Raw genomic sequence first — 12,331 nt, 5'->3', positions numbered from 1 at the left:
GGTGCAAGAGGCCATTGAGGCTTCTCCACCGGACGGCGCCGAGGGCAGGCTTTTTGCCTGGCTTACTTGATGACCACCGGGTTGACCGGTGCGCCGCTGCCGTTCACTACCTTGAGCGGTGCTGCCGTATACAGGAAGGTCCACTGCTGATCGTCCGCGCAGTCCGCGGCGAGCGGGTCCAGCTGGGCGATCTCGGTCAGGGTGACACCCAGGTTGCGCATCAGCGCGTTGTGCAGCGGCAAGGCAACGCCTGAGACCGGGTCCACGGTCACCTCGTTGGCAATCGTGTCGGTGACGAGGTTGGGGATCTCCATGCGATGGAACCACTCGACCAGTTCCGGGCTGTAGGTCAGGCCCGGCTCGACGAACTCACGATAAAACTCAGCCTGGTCGCGCTTGTAGAAGGAGCCGATCCAGCCGGTGCGGATCACCAGGATGTCGTGCTTCTCGATGCGCACACCTTGCATCTCGGCGGCGGCGAGCAAGTCGAGGTGAGTGAAGGTCTCGCCCGGGGCGAGCACGTCCTTGCCGCGGTGGCGCGCCATGTCGATCAGCACGCCGCGCCCGACCACGCCGCGCTCCGCGATCGGCAGGATGCTGGCTTTTTCCAGGCCGCCGATGGTGGATTTGGCGTCGTAGCCGTTCCATAGCTGATCACCGTACCAGACATGGCCCAGGGCGTCATACTGGGTCGAGCCCTGCAGGTACATGATCATCATGTCGTCGGCGTACTCGGCCTCGCCGGGGAACTTCGGGCCCTTGCCGCAGAGATAATGGCCCTTGTCCATCACGTTGAGGCGGCGCGCCTGCGAACGCCCGGGCCAGACCGGGTCGCCGGCGGGGTTTCCCATCTGGATCTGCAAGGTGAAGGTCTTGCCGGAGCGCACGGAAGCCACGCCGCGCAGCACCTGGGCCGGGGTGAGATAGTTCAGCGACCCGACCTCGTCATCCGGCCCCCATTTGCCCCAGTTCTTCGGTGCATCGCGCAACAACTCGGCTACCAGCGGGACGTTCTTCGATTCCATGCCATGTCTCCTTTTTGGATTGACCCTGAGGGATCGCACTGTGCCGGTCATGTCCGTGGCGCATGGTCGACCATGCGTGGAGAACATAAATAAGAACGGTCGTGCGTTTTGTTGTGGATCGAGTGTAGGACCAGCCGCAGGCGCATGTCCAGGCATGGAAAACCCGCCGAGGGTTTCAGGGGCCAGCTTCAATCGTCCAGCCCGAAGGCCAGCAGCGGCCCGAGCACCAGTGCCCCGAGCACGATCATGGACAGGCCGCTGTCCATGTGCTTCCATTCATGCAGCACGGCCCGAGCGTCGACCTGCGCCCAGAACAGGGACACAACGCCCAGCAGGACGACGATCACCGCCGCGGCCAGCGCGATCCCGTCGCGCGTGGCGCGGCGGTGGATTTCGGAAGGGCTATCATTCGAGATGCGCACACCTTGCATGGCCAGACTCCTGGAAAACTGTGACGATGACGATCAATGCAATGGCGCCCATTGTGGTGATCCCTGCCTGAACCCATGCTGAGCGCGCCATTCAGCTTGCGTTCAGGCAAGGCACGGCAGACTGCTTCGTTCCTTCAAGGCTTGTTCACAACCGTATTGCCCCGCTCGCTCACGCCATTGCCTTCGTTCCGCACCTCATCCCTGCCTCGCGCTCTGCTGCCGCTGCTAGCCGCCTTGCCGCTGCTGCTGGCGGCCCCGGCGCCCGCCCATGCCGACAAGGACGCCGACCGCGCCCGCGCCGCCGTCCAGTCGGGCGAGATCCTGCCGCTCACGCGCATCCTGGAGGCGGTGTCGGCGCAATACACGGGCGACGTGATCGGCGTCAAGCTCGACCGCGACGATGGCGTCTGGCAGTACGAAGTCAAGCTGCTGCTGGCAAGCGGCTCGGTGGCCAAGCTCGAGTACGACGCCAGGACCGCCACCCTTCTCAAGGCCAAAGGGCGCGATCTTGAACAAGCCCGCAAGAAACCCTGATCCCCCATGCGCATCCTCCTGGTAGAAGACGAGGCCATGCTGGCCGCTCAGATCCACGCCAGCATGGTCAGCGCGGGGTACGCGGTCGATACCGCCGCGCACGGCATCGATGCCTGGCACCTGGGCGCAGAAGAGCCCTACGATGCCGTGGTGCTCGACCTTGGCCTGCCGGGGCTCGACGGGCTCTCCGTGCTGCGCCGCTGGCGCGCGGCGCAGGTGAACCTGCCGGTGCTGATCCTGACCGCGCGCGACAGCTGGACCGACAAGGTGGAAGGCATCGATGCCGGGGCCGACGACTATCTCGCCAAGCCCTTTCGCATGGAGGAGTTGCTGGCCCGCATCCGCGCGCTGATCCGCCGCGCCCATGGCATGTCCGCGCCCGAGCTGGCCTGCGGCCCGGTGCGCCTGAACGCGCGCACGGGCGTGGCGACCGTCGACGGCGCCGCGGTGGTGCTGACCGCCCATGAGTTCAAGGTGCTGGATTACCTGATGCACCACCCGGGCGCGATCATCAGCAAGGCCGTGCTGACCGAGCACATCTATGCGCAGGATTTCGACCGCGACAGCAACACCATCGAAGTCTTCATCGGACGGCTGCGGCGCAAACTCGGCGTGGACGTCATCGAGACCGTGCGCGGACAGGGCTACCGCCTGCGCCCGCCGGCGTCTCCCGAGGCCCCCGCACCCACCATAAACGCAGCCAACTGACCCATGCGCCAGTCATTAGCCATCCGCCTGCTAGGGGTCGCGGCCATCTGGCTGGCCGCCGCGCTCGGTGGCACCGGCTGGCTGCTCTCCACGCTGTTCGCGCGCCACGTCAACGACACCTACGTGCGCCAGCTCGACAATCAGCTCACCAGCCTCGCCGCCGCCCTGGACTGGGGCGCCGACGGCAAGCTCGCCCTGACCCGCGCCCCGGCCGACCCGCGCTTTGAACTCCCCTACTCCGGCGCCTACTGGCAGGCGCAGGCACCGGGCGCCACGCTGCGCTCGCGCTCGCTCTGGGATGCCGAGATGCCCGCCACGGTGGGCAACAATGTAGCGGGCAGCCATGCCGAGATCCGGCCCGGGCCCAACGGGCAATCGCTGCTGGTGGTGTCGCGCCCCATCGTGCTGGCGTCGGCCGATACGCCGGTGATGCTGTCGGTGGCGCTGGATCGCACCGAGCTGCGCGCGGCGCGCCAGGCCTTCAACCGGCTGCTGGGCTGGTCGCTCACGGCGCTGGGCGCGGGCCTGCTGCTGGCGGTGGCGGCCCAGGTGAAGTTCGGCCTCGCGCCGCTGGCGCGGCTGCGCCAGGCGCTCGCTACCCTGCAGGCACGCCGCGAGAGCCGTCTGGGAGGCACGTGGCCGTCCGAGGTGGTGCCGCTGGTCACCGAGATCAATACCTTGCTGGCGCGTAACGCCAGTGCGCTGGAGCGCTCGCGGCGCCAGGCCGCCGACCTCGCGCACGCCGTCAAGACGCCCCTGGCCATCCTCGCCAACGAAGCCGAGCACCTGCCCGGCGAGGCGGCCCGCGCCGCCGCCAGCCAGGTCGAGGCCATGCGCCGGCAGGTGGACCGCCACCTGGCGCGCGCACGGGCGGCAGGAGCAGCGAGCACGCACGGGGCGCGCATCGACGCCGGCCCCGCGGCCGGCGAACTGGCACGCGCGCTGACCCGCCTGCACAGCGGCCGCGAGATCGATATCCAGGTGGATGGCGACGGGCACTTCGCCGGCGACCGCCAGGACCTGATCGAGATCCTCGGCAACCTGCTCGACAACGCCTGCCAATGGGCACGCTCGCGCGTTCGCGTCAAGCTCGCGGAGCGCGGCGGCATGCTTGAGGTCACGGTCGAAGACGACGGGCCGGGCATGCAGGCCGAGGCCCGCGAACTGGCCACGGCACGCTATGGGCGGCTGGATGAGTCCGCTGCCGGCAGCGGACTGGGCCTGGCCATCGTCAGCGAGATGGCCGCCCTTTATGAGGGGGGGCTGGAGCTAGGCAACAGTGAACTGGGTGGATTGCTGGCTCGCCTGCGCCTGCCGGCTGGCCAGCCGTAAACAAAGAAAAAGCCGGACGAGCCGGCCCCTTCACTTTCTCCTGCTACCGCATTGCCCGCGTTAGCAGGCCGCCGTCATCTTGAAGATGCCTTGCGCATTGCCGGCATCGAACGACAGATCCAACGTGCCGCCAGCTGCCTCCGTCGCGGGCACGAAATCGCGCGTGATGAACTCGTAGAACGAGCCCGGCACGCTGCGCTTGACCACGACGCCGTCGGCGCCGACAAACCCGCGCTCCACCGGATCGGCCTTGAATGCCGTCTGCAGGACCCGCCCGGAGCGCGATACTTCCACCGAGTCCTTGATCGGGCGGCCCAGGCTGCGCTGCGCGTCCGCCACGGCACGCACATCCGCCACGCGGTCGGTGGCGTGGTTGAAGGCATTGCCCTCGGTGGAAATCCAGGCCATTTCGGCCGATTCCTTCAGCAGCAATTCATAGTCGGCCAGCGCCGGCTCGGCATGTTGACGGGCAAAGCAGGCCGCCAGTTGCGGCACCAGGCGCGCCGCCTCGGCCATCGGCAGGCTCGCATCGCGCTCGAGCAGGGCCAGTTGCGCGACGGCATCGTCGCCGAGCGGATCGACGGACTTCGACACCACGCGCGACACGGCGGACTGGAAATCGGCACTGAAACGCTCGGGATGCAGCTCGCTCAGGAAGTACTGGGCGATGTCGTCAGGCAGGTCGGCATGCGCGTAGGAGCGGCCGGTCATGCCGATGCGCTCGAGCGGATAGGTGCCGTTGAGGCGGTATCCCAGCGGGCCCAGGATACGGGTGAACGCGATCTCGCCCGAGGGCAGGCTGCCGCAATCCCACTTCACCGTGCGCAGCGCGCCGTGGTCGAACACCACTTGCCCCCCCGCCTGGATCACGTCGCGGGTATAAGCCATGCCGGTCGGCACGCGCTCGAGAATGCCGGCGAACAGCACCATATTGAGCGCCTGCGCCACTTCGGCACGGCTGGCCTGTTCGCTAGTAGAAGACAGTAGTTGCGGGGAAACATTCATCAATTGCAGCAACTCGGCTGCCTGGGTTTCGCCACAAACAGTCTCGAGGAGGCGTTGCAGATTCGGCTTCGTCATGGTCAATACGCTGAAATGTGTTTGTTTTCGGGGGATGGCGGGGGCCGACGGCCTCCGGATGGGGCTTATTGTGCGACTGCGGCAGAGTTCGTACAATTGATAACTTCGCACCAACTTCCTTCCAAAAACGCACTATGCGCAAGGGCATACCCAGCCTCACGGCACTCCAGATGTTCGAGGCCGCGGCGCGCCTGGGCAGCTTTACCCGCGCCGCGGACGAGCTGGCGGTGACGGAGAGCGCGGTTTGCAGGCAGATCGCAGGGCTGGAAGCGCGGCTTGGCGTGCCGCTGTTCCACCGTATCCGCAAGCGCATCGTGCTGACGCCGGCTGGCGGGACCTATGCCGAAGAAGTGCGGGAACGGCTCGACCAGATCGAGCAGGTGACGCTGGATGTGATGGCCCAGCGCCCGCGCGGGCGCGCCATCGAGTTGGCCATCGGACCCACCTTTGCCAGCCAGTGGCTGATCCCGCGCCTGCCGCTACTGGCACGCGCCCTGCCCGATCTCACGCTGCATCTCTCGGCGCGCACCGAGGCATTCGAGCTCAGTGATACCGCGTTCGACGCGGCCATCTATTACGGCGAAGGGCTGTGGCCGGGCACGCAGGGCGAGCGGATCCTGCAGGAAGGCCCATCGGTGCCGGTGTGCAGCCCCGCCCTGCTCGGGCGCCGCAAGCGCCTGGACCTGGATCAGTTGCTGGAATTGCCGCTGCTGCACCTGAACACCCGCTTGCGCGCATGGAGCGACTGGCTCGCCGCAGCGGGCGCGGCACTGCCGGCGCAGGCCTTGCGCGGCCCACGCTATGATCTCTACACCATGCTGGCGCAGGCGGCCGCAGCCGGCATCGGCGTGGCGCTGATTCCACGCATTCTGATCACCGAGGAACTGGCGCAGGGGCGGCTGGTGGTGCCGCTAGCCACGCTGCCGGCGGAGACCGACAATCGCAAGGCCTATTACTTCGTCCACCGGCGCGGCCTGCCTCCCGACGACAAGGTTTTGCAACTGCGCGACTGGCTGCTGGAACACGGCGCCTAGCTGCCGGGCGCGCCGAAGGTCAATGCGCATGGGCGCTGACGGCCTCGCGGGTGTCCCGCGCCAGGCCCATGGCGAAAGCCACTTCGGCCACCAGAAAGAGCGGCCCGACCAGAAGCCCGGCCAGGTCATCCACAAATGCAGGCTTGCGGCCTTCGTAGTAGTGCCCGATGAACTGGATAAGCCAGCCCGCCACGAACAGGCCGATGCCCCAAGCCAGCCATGCGCCGGTGGACAGCGCAGCGATGGCGCCGCCGGCGTAGACGAAGCCAGCCAGGATCACCGTCATCGCCAGCCCGAATCCCGCCGACAGGCGCAGATAGAACAGGCAGGACAGACCATAAACGACCATCGCCGGCGTCAGGTACGCCGGGCCGGCGTCAAGCGGCATGGCCGGTCGGGCCAGCAGTGTGGTCACGGCCAGCACAATCATGGGAATGCCGATGAAATGGCTGAACACATTGCGCGCGTCGCGGTGATAGGCTGCGTAGTTAGCCAGGTGGTCGATCAGTGTCTTCACAGGGTCTCCTGCCGGGGCGTCGTTGTAGCCGCGTATTTGTGTCCGCGTATTTGTCGTCGCGTACTGTGGCTACGCGTTGTGGCCGTATATTAATAGCCAGCAAAAAGCCCGTCTGTCCGGTTTTTGACAGTCGGCAAGAGCATCGATCAAGGAGACCATCATGCGCCTGGCAACCCGTGGCCAGCAGGATCCGGCCCTGGATCCTCTGCGCGCCTTGCGCGGCGGGAGCTGGTTTGGCGCCTTGCCGGCGGCCATGCAAGACACCCTGCTGCGGGACGCGGCCACGCGCAAGCTGGCGGCCGGCCAGATGCTGTTTACCCGCGGCAACGCCTTTGACGGCATCTACGGCGTGACTGCCGGCACGGTGCAGATCGACACCCACAGCGAGTCCGGCAAGGCCGCCTTGATCGGCCTGCTGGGGCCGGGCAGCTGGTTTGGCGAGATTTGCCTGTTCGACGGGCTGGCGCGCACCCACGACGCCCATGCCACCAGCGCGGCCACCGTGCTGCACCTGCAGCGCGACAAGCTCTACGCGATGCTGTCGGCGCATCCTGAATGGTGGCGCGAGTTCGGCAAGCTGCTCGCCGCCAAGACGCGTGAGGCCTTTCATTATGTCGAAGAGGCGCAGTTGCTGCCGCCGCTGGCGCGCACCGGCCGCCGGCTGGTGGCCATTGCCCAGGCCTACGGCGACCTGCCCGGGCTCGAGCGCCGCTCCGTGCATATCCCGCAGGAACAACTCGGGCAGATGCTCGGGCTGTCGCGCCAGACCGTCAACCAGGCCCTGCGCGAGCTCGAAGCGCGCGGGCTGTTGCGGCTGCACTATGCCGACATCGAGTTGATCGACCTGCCGGCCTTGCTGGCGCTGACCTGACAGTGCCGCCCTGCCCGATCCCTTCAGCCTGCGCTGGCAGCGCAAACCAAACATCCATCGCCATGACCTATCTAGATGACACCCGCCTGCAAGCCTATCTCAGCCGCATCGGCCACCCGCTGCCGAGCCAGGCGGACCTCGCCACGCTCGACAGCCTGATCGCGGCACAACTGGCGCGGATTCCCTTTGAAAACGTCGACGTGTTGCTGCAGCGCCCGATCAAGATCGGCCTGGACGCGGTGTTCGACAAGCTGGTCACCAACGCGCGCGGCGGCTACTGCTTCGAGCAAAACACGTTGCTTGCCGCCGCGCTGCGTGCGCTTGGCTACGTGGTCACGCCGCTGGCTGCGCGGGTGCGCTGGAACGTGCCGGAAGACGTGCCCACCATGCAATCGCACATGCTGCTGCGCGTGGAGGCCGCGCATCAGAGCTATATCGTGGACGTGGGCTTTGGCGGCCCTACCCCGTATCGCGCCATGGCGCTGCCGCAGGCGGAGCAAGCCGATCCGTCGTTCCCGTACCGCTTGTCCTGCGTGGAGGCGACAGGTGCGGCCTTTCACGTGTACGACCTGGAGGTCAAGACCGCAAGCGCATGGTTCAAGCTCTACCAGTTCGATCTATCGCCGCAGCAGGCGATCGATTTCGAGCCGCGCAACTGGTTCACCTCCACCCATCCCGACAGCCTGTTCCGCAACGCCCTGACCCTGGCGCGCTCGCAAGGCGACACCCGGCTGACGCTGATCAACGGCGACTTTGCCGTGCGCGCGGTAGATGGCAGCGTGCAGCGCCAGCAACTGGAGACGCCGGCTGCCATTGTCCAAGCGCTGAGGGATCGCTTCGGGCTGGCGCTGGATCTTGCCAGCGAGGCGCAATTAGCCCAGCTATTGCCCGCGCTGATCAAGGCGCGCAGCAACAGATAGGCGTTCGCTTCACCAGGGTTCGGGCAGCAGTTCGAGCCCGGCGGCCCCAAGCAGCGCCGGCAGCCCCGCGTCGCCCACCATGTGCAGGGCACCGGCCACGATCAGGGTTGGCACGCGATCCGCGACCAGCGCCTGGATTTTCGGCATCCACTGCTGGTTGCGTGCGTCGACCAGGACCGCCAGCGTGTCCGGCCATTGTGCGCGGCGCTGCGCCAGCAGCGCGCCAAACGGCCCGGCCTGGCCTTGCCGCCACCAGCGCACCATATCCGCCGGCTCCGCTGCGGCCAGTTCCGGCTGCTCGGCAAAGAATGCCAGCATCGACACCTGCTCGGCCAGCGGCACGCACTGCAACATCCGCAGCGCCTCGGTGCCATCTTCCAGCGCATCCGTTGCCCGTCCATCGACAGCGGCGCGCGCCCACAAGAACCGATCGACACCATGCTGTGCCAGGATGCCGTGCCTGGCGGCCACCGCGAACTGCAGATGCATCGCGGCGAACACGGGGCGCAGCCGCTCCAGTTCCGGGCCGGGCAACCCGAAATCCAGCCAAAGCGCCCGCACCTGCGCAAGCGTGGCCGGCTGCAGATGGCGGCTGAGACTATCGCCTTGCGGGAAATACGCCGGCGCGAAGTCCGGTGCCTGGTCCAGCGCCACCTCGAAGACCACCCGCGCCGAAGCGCGGTAGGCGCGCTCCGCGGCCGGCACCAGTGCCGGCAAGGGCGCATCCAGCACGTGGATCGCCCCCAGCAGGTAGACCTCGGTATCCTTGATTTGCCAAAGCATGAAACGCTTTCCTCGTCCTTTGTGGCCTGTTGCAGCCTGTTACGACCTGTTCGCCGTTTGTGGGTGCGGACATCATGCCGCTGTCTTGCCGACGTCATGCACCGAATGCATTGCCAACAGAAAATTCTCTGATAAGCCGGGCCGGCTGCCGATTTGCTTGTGGACTGAGCCATGCCTCCCAACCATAATGTACCGGCCGGTAGCACTATGGTACTGACAAGCCCCTGCATGAACCGCTGTGCAGAACTCGCCGGGCCGTGCTGCCAAGATGCAGATGCACCAGCGCCTTTTAAAGATCATCTGGCCCCGCCCCGCGAGGGCCAGGACACCAGGAGACACGCATGTCATTGTTCGACCTGACCGGCAAGGTTGCCGTCGTCACCGGCTCTTCACGCGGCATCGGCCGCGCCATCGCTGAGCAGATGGCGGTGCAAGGAGCCAAAGTGGTGATTTCCTCGCGCAAGGCCGAGGCCTGCCAGGAAGTCGTCGATGCCATCAATGCCAAGCATGGCGCCGGCACCGCGATTGCCGTGCCCGCAAATATCTCCTCCAAGGAAGACCTGCAGCGCCTGGTCGACCAAACCAACAGCACGTTCGGCAAGATCGACGTACTGGTTTGCAACGCGGCGTCCAACCCCTATTACGGCCCGATGAGCGGCGTGACCGACGAACAGTTCCGCAAGGTGCTGGACAACAACGTCATCTCCAACCACTGGCTGATCCAGATGGTGGCCCCGCAGATGCTTGAGCGCAAGGACGGTTCGATCATCATCGTGTCTTCCATCGGCGGCCTGCGCGGCTCGCCCACCATTGGCGTGTACAACGTGTCGAAGGCGGCCGACTTCCAGCTGGCGCGCAACCTGGCGGTGGAGTTCGGCCCGAGCAATGTGCGCGTGAACTGCATCGCCCCTGGCCTGATCCGCACCGATTTCGCCAAGGCGCTCTGGGAGGATCCGGAGCGCTACAAGCTGTCGACGCAAGGCGCGCCCCTGCGCCGCATCGGCGAGCCGGTGGAGATTGCCGGCGCCGCGGTGTTCCTGGCCTCCTCGGCCAGCACCTTCATGACCGGCCAGGCCATGGTGGTGGACGGCGGCGTCACGATCTGAGCCGCCGCGCACCTGCTGTTCCCGTTCCGGGCTCGCTCCAGGGCCAGGGCGCAAAGCCCGATGCCTGAGGCCTGAGCCGGGGCACTTCGTGCCCGCATGCATTGCCGGCTGCATTTCCGGGCAGGCACGGCACGCGGGCACGCTTGCGCGCCGGCATGCCAGAGCGTTGCCCATCCTGCCATGCAGTCAGGGAGGCACCGATGTCGAACAACCCGCAATCCGCTACGACCTGGCCAGCAATCAGCCTGGCCGAGGCCCACGCCCGCCTTACCGCGCCCGGCGCCCCGTTCGAAACCGAAACGCGCGTGATCCGGGGCATTACCACCGTCGTCTGGAAAAACGCGCCACCCACGCTGCGCGATCTGTTCCTGCAAGCCCGCACGTTGGGCGACAAAACCTTCGTCGTCTATGAGGATGAACGTGTCTCGTACGATGCGTTCGCCCGCGCCGCGCTCACCATCGCGCATGCACTGATCCGAGATGGCGTGACCAAGGGCGACCGCGTGGCGCTGGCCATGCGCAACCTGCCGGAATGGCCGGCCGTCTTCTACGGCGCCTTGCTGACAGGCGCCATTGTCACGCCGCTCAACGCCTGGTGGACCGGGGCCGAACTGGAGTACGGCCTGGCCGACTCCGGCAGCAAGATCGCCATCGTTGACGATGAACGGCTGGGCCGCATCATCGAGCACCTGCCAGGCTGCCCCGCGCTGGAGAAAATCTACGTCAGCCGCGCCGATGCGCCAGCCAGCGACGCGCGCATCAGCCAGCTGGAGAGCCTGATCGGCACGCCGGACCAATGGGCTTCGCTGCCGGAACTGCCGGTACCCGATGTCGCCATCGACGCCGACGACGACGCCACCATCTTCTATACGTCAGGTACCACCGGCAAGCCCAAGGGCGCGCTCGGCACCCACCGCAACGCCACCAATGTGGCCGTGGCCGCCGCGTTCAGCCCGATGCGCAATTGCCTGCGCCGCGGCGAGGCGATCCCCGCGCCCGATCCGAGCGCACCGCAAAAAGGCATGCTGCTGTCGGTGCCGTTCTTCCACGTTACCGGTTGCATGGCGGTGCTCAACGGCGCGCTGGCGAGCGGCACCAAGATCGTGTTGATGCGGCGCTGGGACGCCGTGCGTGCCATGGGCCTGATCGAGCGCGAGCGTTGCACGGCCGCCGGCGGCGTGCCCACCATCGCCTGGCAGATCATCGAGCACCCGGAGCGCGAGCGCTTCGACCTGTCGTCGCTGGAAAACGTCAACTACGGTGGCGCCCCCGCTTCGGCCGAACTGGTGCGCCGCATCAAGGAAGTGTTCCCGCATTCGGCCCCGGGCATTGGCTGGGGCATGACCGAGACCTCGGCCACCTTCACCAGCCACAGTGCAGAGGAGTATGTGGAGCGTCCCGAAAGCGGCGGCCCGGCCTTGCCCATCGGCGAAATGAAGGTGGTGGACGGGCGCGGACACAGCCTGCCCACCGGCGAGACCGGCGAACTCATGGTGCGCGGCGCCAATGTGGTGCGCGGCTACTGGAACAAGCCGGAAGCCACCGCGCAAACATTCATCGACGGCTGGCTCAAGACCGGCGACATCGCGCGGCTGGACGAGGAGGGCTTTGTCTATATTGTCGACCGCATGAAGGATATGTTGATCCGCGGCGGCGAGAACATCTACAGCATCGAGGTGGAAAGCGCGCTGTACGATCACCCCGCCATCATGGATGCGGCACTGGTCGGCATCCCCCACCGCACGCTGGGCGAAGAGCCCGCGGCCGTGGTCAGCCTGAAGCCCGGTGCGCAAACCACCGAGGCGGAGTTGCAGGCGTTCGTGGGCGAGCGGCTGGCGGCCTTCAAGGTGCCGGTGCGGATCGTGTTCTGCCCCGACATGCTGCCGCGCAATGCCAACGGCAAGATCCTGAAGTCGACACTGCGCAAGATGTTCGAAGCCTGAACCCGGGCGCTGGACAAGATCAGGATCACCCAGGCGGCAGTGAACGG

At 66.7% G+C, this 12,331-nt stretch carries 13 protein-coding genes; 8 read left to right on the top strand and 5 right to left on the bottom strand.

The window, feature by feature from the left end; all coding sequences use genetic code 11:
- Positions 1-62: 62 nt before the first annotated feature.
- Both AC1DQR_RS01870 and AC1DQR_RS01865 read right to left on the bottom strand, forming a co-directional pair.
- Positions 63-1,025, bottom strand: a complete 963-nt coding sequence (locus AC1DQR_RS01870; RefSeq protein ID WP_416052524.1) for a cyclase family protein — start codon at positions 1,023-1,025, stop codon at positions 63-65.
- A gap of 188 nt (positions 1,026-1,213) precedes the next feature.
- Positions 1,214-1,456, bottom strand: coding sequence for a hypothetical protein (locus AC1DQR_RS01865; RefSeq protein ID WP_416052523.1), 243 nt, complete (start codon positions 1,454-1,456; stop codon positions 1,214-1,216).
- Positions 1,457-1,657: 201 nt separating this feature from the next.
- On the opposite strand from AC1DQR_RS01865, the gene AC1DQR_RS01860 reads away from it, so the two are divergent.
- The 3 genes from AC1DQR_RS01860 to AC1DQR_RS01850 are packed head-to-tail and all read left to right on the top strand — an operon-like array spanning position 1,658 to position 4,030.
- On the top strand, positions 1,658-1,990 hold the full coding sequence (locus AC1DQR_RS01860; RefSeq protein WP_416053255.1) for a PepSY domain-containing protein: 333 nt from the start codon (positions 1,658-1,660) through the stop codon (positions 1,988-1,990).
- A gap of 6 nt (positions 1,991-1,996) precedes the next feature.
- Entirely contained in the window at positions 1,997-2,698 is a 702-nt protein-coding gene (locus tag AC1DQR_RS01855; protein ID WP_477132408.1) for a response regulator, read from the top strand.
- 3 nt (positions 2,699-2,701) lie between these two features.
- Positions 2,702-4,030, top strand: coding sequence for a sensor histidine kinase (locus tag AC1DQR_RS01850; protein WP_477132407.1), 1,329 nt, complete (start codon positions 2,702-2,704; stop codon positions 4,028-4,030).
- A 60-nt stretch (positions 4,031-4,090) separates the two neighbouring features.
- Here AC1DQR_RS01850 and AC1DQR_RS01845 read toward each other — a convergent pair whose 3' ends face one another.
- The gene (locus tag AC1DQR_RS01845) at positions 4,091-5,110 is read right to left on the bottom strand and encodes a DUF1338 domain-containing protein (protein ID WP_416052520.1); all 1,020 of its coding nucleotides are present in this window, start codon (positions 5,108-5,110) and stop codon (positions 4,091-4,093) included.
- Between the two features lie 134 nt (positions 5,111-5,244).
- Between AC1DQR_RS01845 and AC1DQR_RS01840 the strand changes: the two genes are divergently transcribed.
- Positions 5,245-6,144: a LysR substrate-binding domain-containing protein gene (locus AC1DQR_RS01840; protein ID WP_416052519.1), complete on the top strand. Its 900-nt coding sequence runs from the start codon at positions 5,245-5,247 to the stop codon at positions 6,142-6,144.
- Between the two features lie 19 nt (positions 6,145-6,163).
- Here the strand turns inward: AC1DQR_RS01840 and AC1DQR_RS01835 are convergent, their stop codons facing one another.
- Complete coding sequence (locus AC1DQR_RS01835; protein WP_309409184.1) at positions 6,164-6,661, bottom strand: Mpo1 family 2-hydroxy fatty acid dioxygenase; 498 nt, start codon at positions 6,659-6,661, stop codon at positions 6,164-6,166.
- Between the two features lie 160 nt (positions 6,662-6,821).
- Between AC1DQR_RS01835 and AC1DQR_RS01830 the strand changes: the two genes are divergently transcribed.
- Both AC1DQR_RS01830 and AC1DQR_RS01825 read left to right on the top strand, forming a co-directional pair.
- Positions 6,822-7,532, top strand: a complete 711-nt coding sequence (locus AC1DQR_RS01830) for a Crp/Fnr family transcriptional regulator (protein ID WP_416052518.1) — start codon at positions 6,822-6,824, stop codon at positions 7,530-7,532.
- 62 nt (positions 7,533-7,594) lie between these two features.
- Positions 7,595-8,452 carry an arylamine N-acetyltransferase family protein gene (locus tag AC1DQR_RS01825; protein ID WP_416052517.1) on the top strand — a complete coding sequence of 286 codons (858 nt, stop codon included), beginning with the start codon at positions 7,595-7,597 and terminating at the stop codon, positions 8,450-8,452.
- Positions 8,453-8,461: 9 nt separating this feature from the next.
- Here the strand turns inward: AC1DQR_RS01825 and AC1DQR_RS01820 are convergent, their stop codons facing one another.
- A complete protein-coding gene (locus tag AC1DQR_RS01820; protein ID WP_416052516.1) occupies positions 8,462-9,235 on the bottom strand; it encodes a TraB/GumN family protein in 774 nt (257 codons plus the stop codon).
- 341 nt (positions 9,236-9,576) lie between these two features.
- On the opposite strand from AC1DQR_RS01820, the gene AC1DQR_RS01815 reads away from it, so the two are divergent.
- Together AC1DQR_RS01815 and AC1DQR_RS01810 are read left to right on the top strand one after the other, a co-directional pair.
- Positions 9,577-10,341, top strand: coding sequence for an SDR family oxidoreductase (locus AC1DQR_RS01815; protein WP_006160016.1), 765 nt, complete (start codon positions 9,577-9,579; stop codon positions 10,339-10,341).
- Positions 10,342-10,541: 200 nt separating this feature from the next.
- Positions 10,542-12,284: a class I adenylate-forming enzyme family protein gene (locus AC1DQR_RS01810; RefSeq protein ID WP_477132406.1), complete on the top strand. Its 1,743-nt coding sequence runs from the start codon at positions 10,542-10,544 to the stop codon at positions 12,282-12,284.
- Positions 12,285-12,331: the final 47 nt, after the last annotated feature.

This window comes from Cupriavidus sp. 05L411, assembly GCF_056398045.1.
This window is presented reverse-complemented; position numbering and strand designations above follow the sequence as displayed.

What these genes read in the sequence shown, in the direction of transcription:
- AC1DQR_RS01845 (WP_416052520.1), bottom strand. Translation starts at nt 5,110, where the DNA reads ATGACGAAGCCGAATCTGCAACGCCTCCTCGAGACTGTTTGTGGCGAA.
- AC1DQR_RS01870 (WP_416052524.1), bottom strand. Translation starts at nt 1,025, where the DNA reads ATGGAATCGAAGAACGTCCCGCTGGTAGCCGAGTTGTTGCGCGATGCA.
- AC1DQR_RS01850 (WP_477132407.1), top strand. Translation starts at nt 2,702, where the DNA reads ATGCGCCAGTCATTAGCCATCCGCCTGCTAGGGGTCGCGGCCATCTGG.
- AC1DQR_RS01810 (WP_477132406.1), top strand. Translation starts at nt 10,542, where the DNA reads ATGTCGAACAACCCGCAATCCGCTACGACCTGGCCAGCAATCAGCCTG.
- AC1DQR_RS01855 (WP_477132408.1), top strand. Translation starts at nt 1,997, where the DNA reads ATGCGCATCCTCCTGGTAGAAGACGAGGCCATGCTGGCCGCTCAGATC.
- AC1DQR_RS01840 (WP_416052519.1), top strand. Translation starts at nt 5,245, where the DNA reads ATGCGCAAGGGCATACCCAGCCTCACGGCACTCCAGATGTTCGAGGCC.
- AC1DQR_RS01815 (WP_006160016.1), top strand. Translation starts at nt 9,577, where the DNA reads ATGTCATTGTTCGACCTGACCGGCAAGGTTGCCGTCGTCACCGGCTCT.
- AC1DQR_RS01865 (WP_416052523.1), bottom strand. Translation starts at nt 1,456, where the DNA reads ATGCAAGGTGTGCGCATCTCGAATGATAGCCCTTCCGAAATCCACCGC.
- AC1DQR_RS01820 (WP_416052516.1), bottom strand. Translation starts at nt 9,235, where the DNA reads ATGCTTTGGCAAATCAAGGATACCGAGGTCTACCTGCTGGGGGCGATC.
- AC1DQR_RS01830 (WP_416052518.1), top strand. Translation starts at nt 6,822, where the DNA reads ATGCGCCTGGCAACCCGTGGCCAGCAGGATCCGGCCCTGGATCCTCTG.
- AC1DQR_RS01825 (WP_416052517.1), top strand. Translation starts at nt 7,595, where the DNA reads ATGACCTATCTAGATGACACCCGCCTGCAAGCCTATCTCAGCCGCATC.